Origin of the sequence: Gimesia chilikensis (genome assembly GCF_007744075.1) — a bacterium.
GTDB lineage: Bacteria > Planctomycetota > Planctomycetia > Planctomycetales > Planctomycetaceae > Gimesia > Gimesia chilikensis_A.
In genome coordinates this window covers 401,449-417,631 of the sequence record NZ_CP036266.1, presented here as the reverse complement: position 1 = coordinate 417,631, position 16,183 = coordinate 401,449, and the positions used below count along the sequence as shown (strand labels likewise).

The window sequence follows — 16,183 nt, the reverse complement described above, 5'->3', positions numbered from 1 at the left end:
GACTTCAGCGGGGCGGATTGAGTCGCACCAGCCGTGCTAAAGGCACCTGCTTCCGCACGACGGCAATCTCGGTCTGCCACGCAGCGGACTCACGTGGCTGCAGTTCTTCCGGCAGGTAAGGCTTCCGCTGGAAGTACAACACATATTCAGAAACGCCCTGACGTTCGGAATCGAAGGGGATCAGCTTGATCCCCTTCCGTTTCACTTCCGGCGTCTCCTGTAGCATCTGTATGTAAGCCGGATGCAGGATCGGTGCCAGCTGGAGATACGAATTCTCGGGCACCCGCTCCACCACATCGTGCAGCATGTCCGCGGTGATGGAATCGCCCCAGTAGGTGACTTCCATCCCCAGTGCGTTCGCTCCCTGCAGTCCCCCTGTCAGCAGGCTGTAATAACTCAGCCAGCAGGGACTGAAAGCGAATGCAGCATACGCCTGCGTCAGGATCAGCAGTCCCACCGCAGTGCGGGCTACTCGCATGGAAAATTGCTGCTGCAGCCACTCACAGCTCTGTGCTGCCCCCACACCGATCAGAATCGCCGCCATGGGAAAGACCATCAGAAATAACCGCACGCCGTCGTAGACCGTAATCCCGGGCCAGGAAAACAGCATGAGTGGCCAGAGCAGCGAACCGATCAGCAGCACTCCACCGCTGGATCGCTGCTCACGCTCTGCCTCTGAACGGCGGCCCGTCTTCCAGCCACCAATCAACGCCAGTACCAGCAAACCCAGTGGGATCGTCACCAGCAGCATCACCCAGGGGTAATGCCAGGGAACATCGCGGTCGGCGTATTTCGTTCCAAAGTAATCGATATAGATGGCAGCCCGGCCCGTGGTTCGTCCCAGGTATTCACTGAGGTGCCCGACCGGATCAAACCAGAGCCATGGCCAGCCCGCAAAGAAGACGAGCACACCCACACCTCCCCAGCAGAGGAGCGGCTTGATCGCCTTGAGACGCCACTTCCACAGCGCCCAGATGATCACGGGAATCGGAATCAGTACCGCCTGAATCTTGGTCAGCAGCGCCAGTCCGAGCAGAATACCGGTCAGGCAGGCCCGCTTCGCGGTCGGCGGTTCCGTAGTATCCCAGAACCGGATCACCGCGAGCACCGCGGTCACATAGAACAGCGCCGTCACCGTCTCCAGTGCCGCCAGATGCGCATGTCCGAACACCCGGGGCAGCGCGATCAGCGCGACAGCAGCCACTACGCCCGCGAAATGACCGGACCGCTGAGAGGTAAACCAGCCCACCACGAACACCAGGCAGGCGAAACAGAGTGCCGACGCGTAGCGACCATAGGTCACCACGAACGGTCGCTCTCCCTCTCCCGCCAGCCCCGCCACCGTTTCATGGGCGATGCCAATCAACAGACGTCCCAGCGGCGGATGATCGGGCAGATAGTTCTCATGTTCGAAGATCTCCCGCAGGCTCTCCGGGGCGATGATACCCAGCCCATAGACGCGAATCGCACGCACCAGGAACACACCCTGCCCCACGTTGAACGGTTCGTCGACCGTCATCCCGGGGCCCGGACCGGTGAGCGACAGATCCTGGGCACAGTCCAGGCGGGCCGCCACCAGCAGAAATGCCAGGCAGGCCAGCAGCGCATACCAGGCGGCGGGCTTCAGTTTCTCGCGGGTGCTCAGCGGCGCTTGTGTTGTGGATTGATTCATGGTGACATTACTTCCGGGGCGCAATAAAAAAACCCGACCAAGAGTGTTACCTCTTGGCCGGGTTTAGTCGTTCACGCAAACCAGCAAATCCCTTTGCGATTGTTCTGGTTGGCCAGCGGGCCGTTCTCTCGACACCGTCCATAATATCGAGAACTACACGTCCCTGGCAATCTCACCTTAAGGCATTCCTGCCCGGTCTATTAGGCGATCTGCTTTTTACGTCCAACCAGGGTCCGAATCCGTTCGGCCAGCAATGCAGCGTCAAATGGTTTCCGGAAAGTTTCGTTAAACAGTGTTCTGTCGAAACCGCTGGCGTTGTCTTCATCGCTCAGCAGGGCAATCAGAACAGAGTCGGTGTAGTCTTTGTTGCGTCGCAGGTTTTGTGCGATCATCAGAGCTTCGTTGCGACCCATGGCGAAATCAACGATTACGCAGTCGGGGTGCAGTGATTCTGCCTGGATACCGGCTTCAAAACCGCTCACGGCGTATTCAATTTTGAAGTCTTCTGTTGCCATCAGATCGTCAAGGCTGGCTCGAACCTGGGTATCGGCACCGACGAGCAGCAGTTTGCCCATCGCTTCGTCTTCCAGTTCGCCTAATGGCATGCCGTGTTCTTTAAGAAATCGAATAAGGTGCTCACGTGGGATTCGGCGGTCCTGAGAACCGGGGATCCGGTAGCCTCTCAGGCGTCCAGAGTCGAACCACTTACTAACCGTGCGGGGTGCAACCTTACAGATCTTTGCTACTTGGCCAGTAGTGAAGATCGTTTTCATTGCGGGCTCTCCAATCACATGCTTGGCAAATCTCGTCGAAGAAAGGTTACTTTTCTTCTGCTTTAACCCCTACTACAGTTTGCGGCTATCCTGGCCAGTCAGTTCACGTTGTAACCTGTGTAGTCTTGGGTCGGGGTTTGTCTCTGGAGACAGCATCTCCAGAAACTGTTTCAAAATGCCAATCTTTAATTTTAAGGAAATTTGGGATCTGGTACGTAATACTTTTGGGGTCGGACTGAATGACAATCGCAATACCATTCAGATCAGTTCGTCAGACTAGATCCGTCTTGTCCTCTCCCCCCTTACAGACTGTTGATCGGATTGAACCATTCAAACTGGTGTTGACTGGCTCGACGTGGTTTTTACGTCTTTCCGGTTTCAACCGTCTGCCCTAATTGCATCGACGAAACTGCCGTGAGGACTTTAAGTTCTTTGACAAGAGAGAGTGCAGTAGTGACAGAGACACTCGGAATAGCTGGTACGGAAGAATCAGCTGTGAGGGATATTATGCTCTAATGCCCTGTAAAACAGGCACTTAATACGTCCCGGGGAAATGCTTAAGATGTGAACCTTATTTCTGGGGTGACTTGAGTTTTCGTATCAGGTTCCGCTGATTTTCCCCGGGGTAAGCCTGCTCCGAGCGGATAACCGTTATGACAACAGCAACCCGTCTCTGGTTCAATGTATTGGAACTGTCGTCTCTATTACGACGGATATATCGATCAGTGTTGGTTCTTTTTTTCCTGCGGCCTCATAGCCTGTTCACCGGAGAAGCCAACCGATTTTTGCCTTTTCGCTTGCCCTGTCCATATCCACCCGTCTAAGATCACATTGAATTCCGGTTGTCTGTCTGTCAAATTCATCTCCCAGGCAGAGTTTACAACGGCATTCACCGAATCGTTCATCACATTCCCGACAGGCCCGTTCTGGTTTCTGAATGTCAGCTGCTTCCAGCGACAGCTGACTCGATATACGATCTGAAATACAACCCTTATGCCGCAGACTCTTCAAGAATACGCTGACTGGTTATCCAACCGGGATGATCTGATCTGGCCCACGGCTCCCGCGCTGGAAACCCCCAAGGCGACGCCCTTTCTAAAACCGCTGAAACGCATCTCCGCGATCACCTTCAGTATCTATGGCACCCTGCTGCACATCACCGACGGCGAACTTCTGTTCGACCATCAACAACAGCTCCGCATGCAGATCGCCCTCGATAAGACAATCAAAGAGTTCAATATGTGGAACAGCATGTCCCGCAAACCGGGGGCCCCCTGGGAATACATGCTCTCCCAATACCGCTCGCTGCTCGAAGACCAGCAACTCGGCGGAAAGGTCGCCAAAGGGGAAAAGCCGGAAATCAACTCCGCCGACCTCTGGAAACTGCTCATCGAACGCCTGCAGAAAAACGAATACACGTTCGACGAATCCTTTTACGGGAACCTCGACGACTTCAGTCTGAAGGTCGCCTACTTCTTCCACTCCAGCCTGCAGGGAATCGCTCCCATGCCCAATGCCCTGGAGTCACTCTGCCAGCTCAGTCAGTACGGCAAGAAAGTCGCTTTGTTTGCGGATGCCCAGCCGTTCACTCTGGTGCAACTCCTGCGGTCATTAGGCACTCAGGGAACACTTCCGCCCCTGTCCGAGCTGTTCACGCAGGAATGTTTCTGTTTCTCTTATCGCAAAACAGTCCGAAAACCCTCGGCCAGTCTGTACGAGACACTCCTTGAACGCTTCGATCAGCAGGGCATCCCCCCTGAGGAAATTCTGCACGTCGGCTCCCGCATCCCCGATGACCTGGCGATCGCCCGGAGTTTCGGGATGAAAACCGCCCTGTTTGCCGGCGATTCACTCAGCATTCACGCCAGCAAAGCAGAAGTCAGAAGCCCTGATACCAAACCTGACAGGTTGATCACCAATTTGAGCCAAATAGCTGAAATCCTCGATTAACATATTCCACCGATTCTGCTAATATTTCTGGCTTATCAGATACCGGGCTCGCATTTCCACCTGGATGAACCAACCCGTCTGACACCTAAACCCATTGACTATATACATTTCCTGCACCTGATGGCCCTGAAAGGGAACCAGGGTCGTACCTCAGATATTGACGCCCTTATTGGAGAAGAGAGACCATGCCTCCCAAATTGCTTTATGAAGGAATTGACTTCGATTTTGAAAACCCGATTTTTGGAATCGAAGACATCAGAGAAATCAATCCTCAGCGATTTGAAATGGAGCAGCTGACGGGGATTGTCCATGTAGATAATGAAAAGCATGGCATCGTCGGCTTCAAAGATGTCACCGAAGACGAATTCTGGGTTCGTGGCCACATGCCCGACTTCCCCCTGATGCCCGGCGTCATCCTCTGTGAATGTTCCGCTCAACTGGCCGGCTTCTATGCCCGCAAGTTCAAACTGCTGGGAGGCGACTTCCTCGGCTTCGGCGGAATGAACGATGTTCGCTTCCGCAGCCCCGTTTTCCCCAATCAGCGACTGGTGATTATGGCTCAGCTGGCCCGCATCCGTGCCGGCAAACGGGCAGAATTCAACTTCCAGGGACTCGTCAACAACAGCATGGTCTTCAGTGGCCAGATGATCGGCGTCCCCATCGACAAAAATCAGGAAGTCCCCAGCTAAGCGGCCCCTGAAATCAAAACTGAACAAAAACGCCCCGGACCAGTGTCTGCCTGATCCGGGGCGTTCTCTATATTAGTACTGCTCTGAATGTCGCCTTAGCGGCTCAATACTTCCTGCATGTTCTTCTTATAGGCTTCCACACCCGGCTGCCCGTAGGGATTGATATTGATCAACCGGCCTTCGAGCACCGTCGCCAGCATCAGCATCTGCAGGGTCTGGCCGACCGTATAGGCGTCCAGGTTCGGCAGGATCAGATCCGCCGTCGGGCGATGCACGTCGGCATAAGCCTGGTTGGTCCCTTCGATCGCCGCAGAGAGCACGTCGGGAACCGTTTTGCCTTTCAGCTTATTCAGCTGATCCTGATTTTCTTCTTCGGGAACGACAGGCACGGAGATTGGCTCGCTGTCCGGACGCTCGACAATCACGTTGGTGATCAGCTTGTCACGCACACCTTCCTGGTGCTGCTGTCCCCGGCTGTGCAGGTCGCGGGTGTTGACCACGGTCAGCGGCGTCGCGCCCTTCTCTTCTTTACCGAGACTTTCGGCCAGCAGCTGATCGTACCACAGACCCAGCGCTTCCAGACGCTTGCCCCAGGTCGAAAGGATCCGCATCGATACGTTCTTCTCCCGCTCAAACAGGTGACAGGTCGCCGTGTAATCCAGCACCGGGTTGTCCCCCATCGGCTGTGAGTTGAACAGACGCGTCATGTCCGCGGCCCCCTGCAGCAACGCTTTCAGATCAATGCCCAGCACGGCAGCCGGGAACAGACCGACCGACGTGAAGACCGAAAACCGGCCGCCCACATTGTCGGGAATCGGAAAGACTTCCGGATACCCTTTATGATTGGAGAAGTTCCGCAGCTTTCCTTCCAGCCCGGTGATCGGCACCACTAAAGACCGGCTCTCTTCGGAATCGGCTCCGTAATACGCGTCCAGTGATTCGCGGAACAGGCGGAAGCCGAGGGCGGTTTCCAGAGTTCCCCCGGATTTACTGATGACGGTCATACTCCACCGCTGCAGTACATCCTTAGGATCCAGGCAACTCGTCTTTAACAGCTCCTGCAATGCCGTAATCGAATCGTTGTCGACATTGTTCCCTTCAAAATACAGGCGCGGCACGCCGCCTCGCTGATCGCGGGTCAGTTCATTGTGCAGGGGATGACACAACGCTTCGAACAGCGCCCGCATCCCCATGTAAGAACCGCCGATCCCCAGCACGACAAACCGGTCCGACTGCTCACGCAGTTCCTGTGCTTTCGCTTCGATGCGTCCCAGCAGGCTCTCGCTTCCCTGGGACTCGTATTCGTCCAGCAACTGTTGAGGCAGGTTCTGAAAACCCGCATCCAGAGGCTGCTTGTCCGCAGGGATCGCATCGCTGCCCAGCAGTTCAATGTCTTTCAACATTTCTTCCCGGGCCGCCATCAGGGCCGGCTGCAGTTCTTCATACCACTTCTCATCAATGAGCTTGCGGGCGGCGGAATCGTCGTAGCGAATGAAGTTTGTCATGAGAGATCACGCTTTCGTCAGAGTGGATAAATTGAGAGGGGGATCACTGATCTTCCGCAGGCGGCTCGATACCGAAGTCGCGGATTGAGAGTAACGCTTTGAAGGGGATGTTGCGTTTCTCAAAGTTGGCAGCGCCCCCCTGCAGACGATCGACAACTCCCAGGGCCTGCACAACCTTGCAACCGAACTCTTCGGCCCGGTCGACGGACAGCAGTGCACTGCCGGCGGTCGTGATGACGTCATCCACGATCACCACTTTGTCACCAGGCTGCACGGGGCCTTCGACATATTTGTTGGTACCGTGCCCCTTGGGTTCTTTGCGGACCATAAACCCGTTCAGCGCTCGGCCCTGCTCTGCAGCAACCGCGAGCACACCCGCGACAATCGGATCAGCGCCGATCGACATGCCGCCGATCGCGTCGAATTCGACATCGTCCAGCATTTCCAGCAGGCCGGCACTCACCAGACGCAGACCGTGTGAATGCAGGACCACCTGTTTGCCGTCGAGGTAATAGGTGCTCTTCTTACCTGAAGCCAGCGTGAAATCGCCGAATTTTAACGCCCGCTCCCGAAACAACTCGATCAGCTTTTCGCGATCAAACATGAATGCTCTCTTCTCTACCCTGAATGTGTGATGTGCTCAAATCAGAAGCCGCCACGGTCCGTTCGCATAAACAATGTTTAATAAAAACACCGCGGACCGGCTCAAACACACGTATTCTACAGGGTCGAATTCAACATTCAAACGGACTGCAGGCAAAGAATTCCCAGCTGACGCGAATCTCTCTGAAATCAGGGGCGAATCACGACTTCCGAGCCAACACCCAGCAGATCGTACACCTCGGCCACATCGTCATTCTGCATCCGCACGCAACCTTTGGACTCCGCTTTGCCAATCGATGCCGGATCGATGGTGCCGTGAATTCCATAGCTGTCGCCGATATCAATCCAGCGTTCGCCCAGGGGATTGGTCGGATCATCATTGGCAATCACACCATCCGGACCGTAATACGTCGGATCGACCAGCTTGTCCTTAACGACAAATTTGCCGGTCGGCGTCGAATGATCCTTGCCGGTACCAATCGTATAGCGTTTGACGAAGTAACCGTGCGAATGCACCGTGAGTGTGAAGTCGCTCAAATCAACGAACACATGAAAGGGCCCTTTGATGACCTTGAGCTTCTGCCCCGGACGAATCCGCTTGGGATCGATCTGGTTCAGCTTCGCCAGGTATTCCCAGGTGATGCCGTACTGCTGTGCGACTTTCCGCAGCTGGTCGCCGGGTTCGATCTCGTAAGGCTTCATGAAATGCGGCTGCGGTGCGAAATAGATCATCCGCGCCGTCTCTTCAATACGTGATTTAATGACCGGATAGACCTCGGGCTGATCCCAGTAAATTTTGGACAGTCGCTTGTGAGCCTCGATGATTTTCCGTTGTGAAATCAGTTCGTCAATCGCAATCAGATCGGGTACGGCCTGTTTGGCAGCCTCACCACCAATCTCTTCTTTATAGCTGGCATGCTTCGCAGTCTTGATCACCGGATTGCTGGCCCGCTTGATCCCCTCGGGAGGATTCAGCTTCGCGGGTGCGTTGGGCTCAGGCATGGCAGCCGTCGGTTCGGGCAGCCGCTCAACAGGACGGGCGGACCCTTTGAATTGGGCCGGAGGCTCGGTTTCCGCGAACAGTGGATCGACGGAGGTCTCCGCTTCCACGATCGCCCCGTTCAACGTACGCGTGTAAACCCGGGGCATCTCCACTTCGCTTTTGCGGAACAGCCGCTGGTTGTCATCCCCGTCTGAGAGTTCCTCCGCAGGCGGCTCCGACTGTGCCTGAATCGTGGCTTCTTCCAGGACGGGCTCTTTGTATTCTTCCGGCTGCACAGTCGTCTTGCCGGACGACTTGCCTGCAGTCTCCTGTTCGTGCAGCGCGCCTGTAGGAGCACTGCTCACCTGGAAAGGCAGCAGATCCATCTTCCAGGCGACCGCCCCTAGAATTCCCAGTCCAGTTACCATGATGAAACGAAAAGGAGTAATCCATCGACCCCGGTTACGACTTCGCATCTTGCCATCATCCTTGATTCACAATACGGATACGCTTCGGTTAAAATCAGAGAGTCGGGACTATAGCAAATCCCCCTGATTAAGCCTACGGCGATTCTGTGAAAACCGACTTGCCACCGGGGAGACGTAAGTCATATATTAATAATTGTTTAAGATCCGACCCGCGGTTCCCTGAGTTCCGCAGGAATCAGGAAGATTTGACAGAACAACCCTAGGCAACACCCGGCTAATTGCATAACATTTGCAAAAACAAACTATACGGCCCGACGCCGGAACCACGGTTTGCGGCGTGGCCAGATTCCCATCAGACGAGGTCAGCATGTCCCTGCTATTGGAAAATGTCAAAAAGAGCTACCGCGAACCGGATGGCTCGACACTCCCCATCCTGGATATCGAACGCTTTGAAGTCAAAGAACAGGAACAGGTTGTTCTCATCGGCGAGAGTGGCTCGGGGAAATCGACACTGCTCAACGTCATTTCCGGCATTACCACCGCCGACAGTGGGAAAGTCACCATCGCGGGAACCGAAATCGCCTCCATGCCCGAAGTCGTCCGCGACCGCTTTCGCGCCGAACGCATCGGCTTCGTCTTCCAGACCTTCAATCTGCTCCCCGCGTTCTCGGCCCTGGAAAACGTCCTGCTCGGCATGAGCTTCTCGCGAAAAAAAGCGAGCCGCGACCGGGCGAAAGAACTGCTGGCCCTCGTGGGGCTCGAGCATCGCCTGAATCACCGCCCCAAACAGATGTCCGTCGGGGAACAGCAGCGCGTCGCCGTCGCGCGTGCCCTGGCCAATCAACCCAAACTGCTGCTGGCCGACGAACCGACGGCGAACGTCGATGTCGGCAATCAGGAAACCATTCTCAAACTGCTCCGCGACGCCTGCACTCAGCACCAGATCGCCATGCTGCTGGTGACACACTCCCAGGAAGTCGCCAGCCAGTTTGAACGGGTTGAAACCCTCTCCGACTTCAACAAAGCCATCGTGACGACCTGAGCGGACTTCCTGTTTCAGTGAATCGTCATCCCTTTGCGAACCATACACAAAGCAGCTTTCTATCATGAATACACTGACCATCGCCTGGAAAAGTATCAAAGAACGTCGCCTCGCCTCTGCACTGACCGCCCTCAGCGTGGCACTGGGTGTAACGCTCTTAGTCTCCGTGCTCGTCATCAACGGAATCATCGACAAGATGTTTAACCAGACGGCCAGTGGCTATGACCTGGTCGTGGGTGCCCAGGGCAGCAAGCTGCAGCTCATTTTGAGCACCGTATTTCGCGTCGGTGCCCCGATTGAAAATCTCCCCTACCGTTATTACGAAGAGATCAAAAAAGACCCCCGTATTGAAGAAGCCATCCCCTTCGCCATTGGTGATGTCACCCAGAAAGGTGGCTTTCCGATTGTCGGTACCATTCCCCGCTACTTCGCTCTGGAATACATCCCCGGTCGGCACTTCCGCATCAACAAGGATGGCAAATTCCTGCCTGGCACCTGGGATGCCGTCATCGGCTCTGCCGTCGCCCGGCAGAACAACTGGAAAATGGGAGATGAATTTCAGCTGATTCACGGGTCGGCAGAAGCCGGCCATGTGCACGATGAAAAATTCAAGATCGTCGGCATCCTCGCGCCTACCGGTACGCCCAACGACCGCACCGTCTTCGTCAACCTGCGCGGCTTCTACCAGGTCTCTGGACACGAAAAGCCACTGGATGAAGCACTCAAGCGGGAAGCTGCCTTCTTCGGCGAAAAACTCGATGAAGAAAAACTGAAAGCACTCATGAAAGAACAGGCGGCTCACGATCACCATGATCACAGCGGACACGATCACGGCCATGGCCATGATCACGAAGTGCCTGATGCCCAGAAAGAAGTCACCGCGATTCTGGTCCAGATGAAAGGCGACCGCCTCCGCGGCTTCTCCACGATCAAGTTTCAATCCGAACTGCAGGAAGCCAACCAGGCCATGGCCGTCAATCCGATCAGGCAGATCAGCTGGTTAATGCAGAACATTGTCGGCAATGTCCGCACGATGCTGGTCGTTCTGACCTCGTTGATCATCATCGTCTCCGGAGTCAGTATTTTCGTCAGTATTTACAACTCCATGGCCGACCGTAAACGGGAGATCGCCATCATGCGTGCCCTGGGTGCCGGCCGTACGACAGTCTTTGCCATCATTCTGTCGGAATCGGTCCTGCTCTGTCTCGGCGGGGGGATCCTGGGTATCCTGCTCGGTCACGGACTGGTCTTTGTCGCCGCCCCGATCATTGAAGCTCGTAGCGGCCTGCTGATTAACCCTCTGGCCTTCAACTCACTGGAACTGGTCCTGCTCCCGATCCTGATCGTCCTGGCCTCACTGGTCGGCTTCATCCCCGCGATGACCGCCTACCGCACCGACGTCGCCAGTACTTTGAGTGATACCTGATCCTGCTTGACGACCGGGGCCACTGTGACACCAGCCCTTCATCGGCTATTCACATCCCCGTCATCAGTCCTTCACGCGTGTACTGTACCATCTCGAAGCTGATTCATTGTCCGACATCAGCTTCGCGAAAAGACGCTCCATGCGATTTCGATCACGGTACATCTCGACGCGTCTGGAACAGAGTCACCAGGGGGTTCTGACCCTCTGGTCTGTGATCGCTGCCTTTACGACTTATTTCTGCATGTACGCCTTCCGTAAACCGTTTACGGTGGCCCAGTATGAAGACCTCGTCTTCTGGGGACTCGGCTATAAAGTCATTCTCCTGTTCGCGCAAATCAGCGGCTACGCTCTCTCCAAACTGATCGGCATCAAGGTCATTTCCGAGATGACCGCCAACCGCCGCGCTACCATGATTCTCTCATTGATTGCCATCGCACATCTGGCGCTGCTCCCCTACGCCGTCGCTCCCTACTGGCTCAAACCGCTGTTTCTGTTCCTGAACGGGCTGCCGCTGGGCATGGTCTTTGGATGTGTCTTCGCATTTCTGGAGGGGAGACGCGTCACCGAAGCCATGGCCGCCGGCCTGTGTGCCAGCTTCATCATGGCCTCGGGTACCGTCAAAACCGTCGGTGCGGTCCTGATGCAGAACTACGGCGTGTCGGAATTCTGGATGCCGTTCGCCACAGGCGGCCTGTTCTGGCTGCCACTTCTGGTAGGTGTCTGGATGCTGCAGCAGATCCCGCCCCCCGGAGAAAGTGACATCTCGGCTCGTGCGGTTCGCTCCCCCTTCAATGGTGCAGAACGACGCCAGTTTTTTCGAAACCACGCCGGCGGCCTGACCGTGCTGATCCTGCTGATGGTTCTCCTCACGCTGTTCCGCAGCGTCCGCGACGATTACGCAGCCGAAATCTGGTCCGGGTTCGGCATCGAAAAACCGGCCATCTTCGCGCAGTCCGAAACCCTGGTCGCCGCGGTGGTCGTCGCCCTCAGTGCGATTGCCGTCTTTATTGGAGCGAACTATCGCGCCTTTTTCACAGGCATGCTCCTGACAGGAATCGGCTTCGCGACCGCACTGGGCACTACGCTCTACTACTGGGGCACCACCAGCTGGACCGAACAGGCAGCGTTTCAGTTCATGGTGCTGATCGGCATCAGCCTCTACGTCCCGTATGTCCTCTTTCACACCACGATTTACGAACGGGTCATCGCCATGCTCCGCTATAAGAGCAATGTCGGCTACCTGCTCTACCTTGGCGATTTCGCAGGCTATCTCAGCACCGTTATTTTAATGGCCACCGTCAATCTGGTATTCGCAAACAACCTCGATTTCGTCGCCCTGCTCTTCTGGCTGGCGTTGATCATCTCGCCCCTCTCCATCGCAGGCACCCTGTACGTCATCCGTTACTTCCACCTGCGACAGTCGGTCAGCCAACCCGCGCCGGCACCGCAGCTCAAACTCGAAACCGACAATCGCTTAGGCACCAATACAGGCATCGTATCATGACTATCAGCATTACCCGCGCACAACAGGACCAGTGGCAGCAGACCGGTTACCTCAAACTGCCCGGCTTCCTCACACCCGATGAAACCCGGAATCTGCAGGAGTGGGTCGAGGAAATCAGCGAATGGCCCGCCAGCGATGACCAGTGGATGCACCACTTCGAACAGACTCCCGCCGGCATTCGTCTCGCCCGCACCGAGTATCTGCTCGACTTCCACACCGGCATCCGATCGCTGCTCACCACAGGCAAGATTCCGGAATACGCCGGCTCCCTGATAGGCGAACCGGCGGTCCTCTACAAAGAAAAGATCAACTACAAGTATCCGGGCGGAGGCGGCTATGCCCCGCATCAGGATGCCCCCGCTTACGAGTTCATCCACAATCACATCACCTGTTCGATCGCCATCGACGCGGCCACTCCGGAAAACGGCTGCCTGTTCTTCGCCCCCGATCTGCATCGCCAGGGACTGCTGCACCTGGATGAACACGGCTGCATCGAACCCGAGTTCGCTTTAACGCTGAACTGGGAACCGGTGCCCATGCAGCCGGGTGATGCCCTGTTCTTCAGCTCATACGCTCCCCATAAAAGTCCGCCCAACAAAACAGAGCAACCGCGCCGCACGCTTTACCTCACCTACAACGCACTCGCGGAGGGAGACCGGCGTGAAGCATACTACGCAGATAAACGACGTTCATTAGCGGAAATCGGACAAACCAGCGCCGAGAAACTACAGATCAGTAAGATCGGCCATTTTAACGGAAAGCCTGTGGAACGGTCATGAAAGAAAAAATCGAAATCTCCCTGCACGATGTCCTCTCACTCGAAAAAACTCCCGACCAGCGAGTCGACGGCCTGTTCGAACTGATGCAGGTACAGGGACAGAGCTACTACGATGAAGCAGTCACGCAACTGGAACATGCTCTGCAGGCCGCACAACTCGCCCGCAGCAGTCAGGCCAGCATGGAACAGATCACCGCTGCCCTGCTGCACGATATCGGCCACTTCCTGATGAACGAGCATGAGGCACACGACGATTTCCTCTCCGAAGACTGGGAACACGAAACGGTCGGCGCCCGTCAGTTGGAACCGTTTTTCGGCAGAGCGATTACCGATCCGATCTTTCTGCACGTCCCCGCCAAGCGCTATCTCTGCACCGTCGAACCCGATTACTTCAATGGCCTGTCACTCGCTTCGCAGAGGAGCTTCGCCCTGCAGGGAGGGCTGATGAGCGACAAGGAAGTGGCACGGTTCGAAAGCCAGCCCTTCCATCATACGGCTGTGCTTCTCCGCCGCTGGGATGACGGCGCCAAGGTCAGAGGGCTCTCGGTACCAGGTCTGGAAGATTACCGCGTCGAAGTACTCAGCTGTCTGGAACATTGATCGGGGAGTGACCTCCGCCCAATCCGGCCCTCCATTCGGCAGTTTTCCCTTTTTGCCACAACACCTGAAACACAGCCATAAACTGTTTCCTGACATAGCCTTGCGGCACATGACATCCTGGCGGGCCCCGCTTTAAGTTAAGATTGATAAAAATTCAACGAAAATCGACGCGATCCCGTATATACTATTATAAAGGACTGGTTTCAGGGAGCATTCTGCCTGTCGCTCAGCAAGGGATCTACAGAGTCAGGCTCACTTTACCCGGAACTTCAGAATTTTCTGACCGGTTCTGGATGATTTCAGGGATGTTCTCATCCCTCCTCCCTGATATGATAGTAAAAAATCCAGACCCCGTTCTGAACTTCAGCCAGTTGTTCTGGCCGGGCAACCTGTGATTCTGCGATAATTAACTGTATTCCCTGTTTATTTCTGCTGAATTTTGAAAGGCCTTGCAAGATGTCGCAAGTTCTTGATGGCTCCAATCACTCGCTGCAAAATTCCTTCGAAGGTCAGGATGAGTTTTCCTACAAGCCGGTTCCCCCGACTGCTGTCGTGGGCCTGGTACTGGGGCTGCTCTCCTTTATCGCCCTGTTCGGGATCATCGGTCTGGGTGTGGCCGTGTTCGGTATCGTGGTCTCGCTGATCAGTATGTTCAATATCCGCCGGGCTGGCGGTGAACTGGGCGGCAAAATGGTGGCCCGTGCCGGCCTCATGCTGTCGACCTTCTTCCTGGGCACCGGCATCAGCTATCAGTCCTTCGTCTATGCACACGAAGTTCCCGAAGGCTACCAGCGCATCAACTTCGCCACCGACATTTCGGCCAAAGAATTCGTCCAGAAAGATGGCGTGACCAGCGTCAATCCCGACGTACTCAAAATGGACAAGCAGAAAGTCTTCGTCAAAGGTTACATGTACCCCACACGCCAGACCGAAGACCTGCAGTCTTTCATTCTGGTTAAAGATAACGGCCAGTGCTGCTTCGGCGGCCAGCCCGACGTGAAAGATATGATCCTGGTCGAAATGCAGGGTAAGAATCGGGCCGACTTCTATTCCGGTCTCGTTTCCGTTGCCGGTGAATTCGTCGCAGAAGCCCCGACCCAGGCCGGTGAATTACGTCCGGTCTACCAGCTGAAGGGGACCCACTTCGAACAGGCTCGTACTTCCTACAGATAAACGAACAGACAACCACACAGAGACACCCGCCTGAAAACACCGGAGACCCAGACCAACGCGTTTATTACCTCGTTACGAATTTGAATGGCTCAGGTTGATTCACAGTCTGAGCCATTATCAACTTTATCCAGAAGTTGGTGCAACCACCCGATCATCAGGAGTTTGATCACGTGCAGGCCCACCACAATCCCACCCGATACTCACCAGTCAGTCTGATAATCCTCACCCTCTGCAGCCTCACCTTCTGGGGAGCCGGCTGCAATTCATCAGACCAGACCGAGTACCGTCAATACAGCGAACAGATCGATGCCAAATCCCCCGAGCAGAAAGACGCCGCTGACAACCAGCCCGAACAGGTCGCCGCAACGGTTCCAGAACAGTCGGAGCCGGTAGAACCCGAACCGGAAACCATTACCCAGACCTCCGCAGTCAAATCGGCTGAACCGATGCCACTGGAGACCGGAACCACAGCCAAACCGGCCCCCACGGAAACCACTGCCGCCGTCGATGCCACCGACGAATTCCTCCCCCTGATCGCGCAGCGTCCCGATCCGAGCCTCCGGGCACTCACTCCGGAAGAGGAACAGCAGCAGACGGCGAAAATGGAACCGCGGGAAGTCAAGATCCTGGTCAAAAACAAATCCTTCCGACACGTCGCACCCAACGATGCCCTGCAGGTCAGCTACGATGACATCGACCTGCTCAAAGTCATGAATATGGAACCGGTCACTCCCGAAGCCCCCGAGCTCATGCCTCAGTGGCTGAAGGATCTGAACGGCAAACGAATTCGCATTCGCGGTTTCATGTATCCCCCGTTCCAGCAGACCGGCAATGAGTATTTCCTCCTCGCCCGGGACAACCAGATCTGCTGCTTCGGCAAGAACCCGAAAATCTACGACCTGTTCCCCGTACTCCTCAAGGACGGCGTCACAACAGACTACATTCTGAACCGCCCCTTCGACGTGGTCGGCGTCTTCCACATCAAGGCTGAAACCATCGACGGAGAACTGGAGCGGATCTACTTGATTGACGACGCCATCGTCATCGATCAATAATAA

General features: G+C 55.6%; 14 protein-coding genes. 9 read left to right on the top strand and 5 right to left on the bottom strand.

Annotation, left to right across the window (positions count from 1 at the left end):
• Nucleotides 1-4: 4 nt before the first annotated feature.
• The gene (locus HG66A1_RS01665) at nt 5-1,672 is read right to left on the bottom strand and encodes an ArnT family glycosyltransferase (protein WP_145180240.1); all 1,668 of its coding nucleotides are present in this window, start codon (nt 1,670-1,672) and stop codon (nt 5-7) included.
• Nucleotides 1,673-1,872: 200 nt separating this feature from the next.
• Nucleotides 1,873-2,445: a helix-turn-helix domain-containing protein gene (locus HG66A1_RS01660; protein ID WP_044238118.1), complete on the bottom strand. Its 573-nt coding sequence runs from the start codon at nt 2,443-2,445 to the stop codon at nt 1,873-1,875.
• Nucleotides 2,446-3,438: 993 nt separating this feature from the next.
• Here HG66A1_RS01660 and HG66A1_RS01655 point away from each other — a divergent pair.
• Both HG66A1_RS01655 and HG66A1_RS01650 read left to right on the top strand, forming a co-directional pair.
• Nucleotides 3,439-4,395, top strand: a complete 957-nt coding sequence (locus HG66A1_RS01655; protein WP_145180238.1) for an HAD family hydrolase — start codon at nt 3,439-3,441, stop codon at nt 4,393-4,395.
• A gap of 185 nt (nt 4,396-4,580) precedes the next feature.
• Nucleotides 4,581-5,084, top strand: coding sequence for a 3-hydroxyacyl-ACP dehydratase FabZ family protein (locus HG66A1_RS01650; protein ID WP_145180236.1), 504 nt, complete (start codon nt 4,581-4,583; stop codon nt 5,082-5,084).
• Between the two features lie 95 nt (nt 5,085-5,179).
• Here HG66A1_RS01650 and HG66A1_RS01645 read toward each other — a convergent pair whose 3' ends face one another.
• The 3 genes from HG66A1_RS01645 to HG66A1_RS01635 form a co-directional block, all read right to left on the bottom strand.
• Entirely contained in the window at nt 5,180-6,589 is a 1,410-nt protein-coding gene (locus HG66A1_RS01645) for a glucose-6-phosphate isomerase (RefSeq protein WP_145180233.1), read from the bottom strand.
• Between the two features lie 43 nt (nt 6,590-6,632).
• Nucleotides 6,633-7,193: an orotate phosphoribosyltransferase gene (gene pyrE / locus HG66A1_RS01640; RefSeq protein WP_145180231.1), complete on the bottom strand. Its 561-nt coding sequence runs from the start codon at nt 7,191-7,193 to the stop codon at nt 6,633-6,635.
• A gap of 188 nt (nt 7,194-7,381) precedes the next feature.
• A complete protein-coding gene (locus HG66A1_RS01635; RefSeq protein WP_145180229.1) occupies nt 7,382-8,650 on the bottom strand; it encodes a L,D-transpeptidase family protein in 1,269 nt (422 codons plus the stop codon).
• A gap of 319 nt (nt 8,651-8,969) precedes the next feature.
• Here HG66A1_RS01635 and HG66A1_RS01630 point away from each other — a divergent pair, with 319 nt between their 5' ends.
• The 7 genes from HG66A1_RS01630 to HG66A1_RS01600 all read left to right on the top strand — a co-directional run bounded on the left by HG66A1_RS01630 (nt 8,970) and on the right by HG66A1_RS01600 (nt 16,180).
• Nucleotides 8,970-9,644 carry an ABC transporter ATP-binding protein gene (locus HG66A1_RS01630; protein ID WP_145035911.1) on the top strand — a complete coding sequence of 225 codons (675 nt, stop codon included), beginning with the start codon at nt 8,970-8,972 and terminating at the stop codon, nt 9,642-9,644.
• A gap of 64 nt (nt 9,645-9,708) precedes the next feature.
• Nucleotides 9,709-11,070, top strand: coding sequence for an ABC transporter permease (locus HG66A1_RS01625; RefSeq protein ID WP_145035909.1), 1,362 nt, complete (start codon nt 9,709-9,711; stop codon nt 11,068-11,070).
• Nucleotides 11,071-11,209: 139 nt separating this feature from the next.
• Nucleotides 11,210-12,574, top strand: coding sequence for a DUF5690 family protein (locus tag HG66A1_RS01620; protein WP_145180227.1), 1,365 nt, complete (start codon nt 11,210-11,212; stop codon nt 12,572-12,574).
• Nucleotides 12,571-13,353, top strand: coding sequence for a phytanoyl-CoA dioxygenase family protein (locus tag HG66A1_RS01615; protein WP_145180225.1), 783 nt, complete (start codon nt 12,571-12,573; stop codon nt 13,351-13,353). Before HG66A1_RS01620 ends, HG66A1_RS01615 begins: the two co-directional genes overlap by 4 nt.
• Nucleotides 13,350-13,952, top strand: a complete 603-nt coding sequence (locus tag HG66A1_RS01610) for an HD domain-containing protein (RefSeq protein ID WP_145180223.1) — start codon at nt 13,350-13,352, stop codon at nt 13,950-13,952. The genes HG66A1_RS01615 and HG66A1_RS01610 overlap by 4 nt, the downstream gene beginning before the upstream one ends.
• 456 nt (nt 13,953-14,408) lie before the next feature.
• Entirely contained in the window at nt 14,409-15,125 is a 717-nt protein-coding gene (locus tag HG66A1_RS01605) for a DUF4190 domain-containing protein (RefSeq protein WP_145180220.1), read from the top strand.
• Nucleotides 15,126-15,262: 137 nt separating this feature from the next.
• On the top strand, nt 15,263-16,180 hold the full coding sequence (locus HG66A1_RS01600) for a hypothetical protein (protein ID WP_145180218.1): 918 nt from the start codon (nt 15,263-15,265) through the stop codon (nt 16,178-16,180).
• Nucleotides 16,181-16,183: the final 3 nt, after the last annotated feature.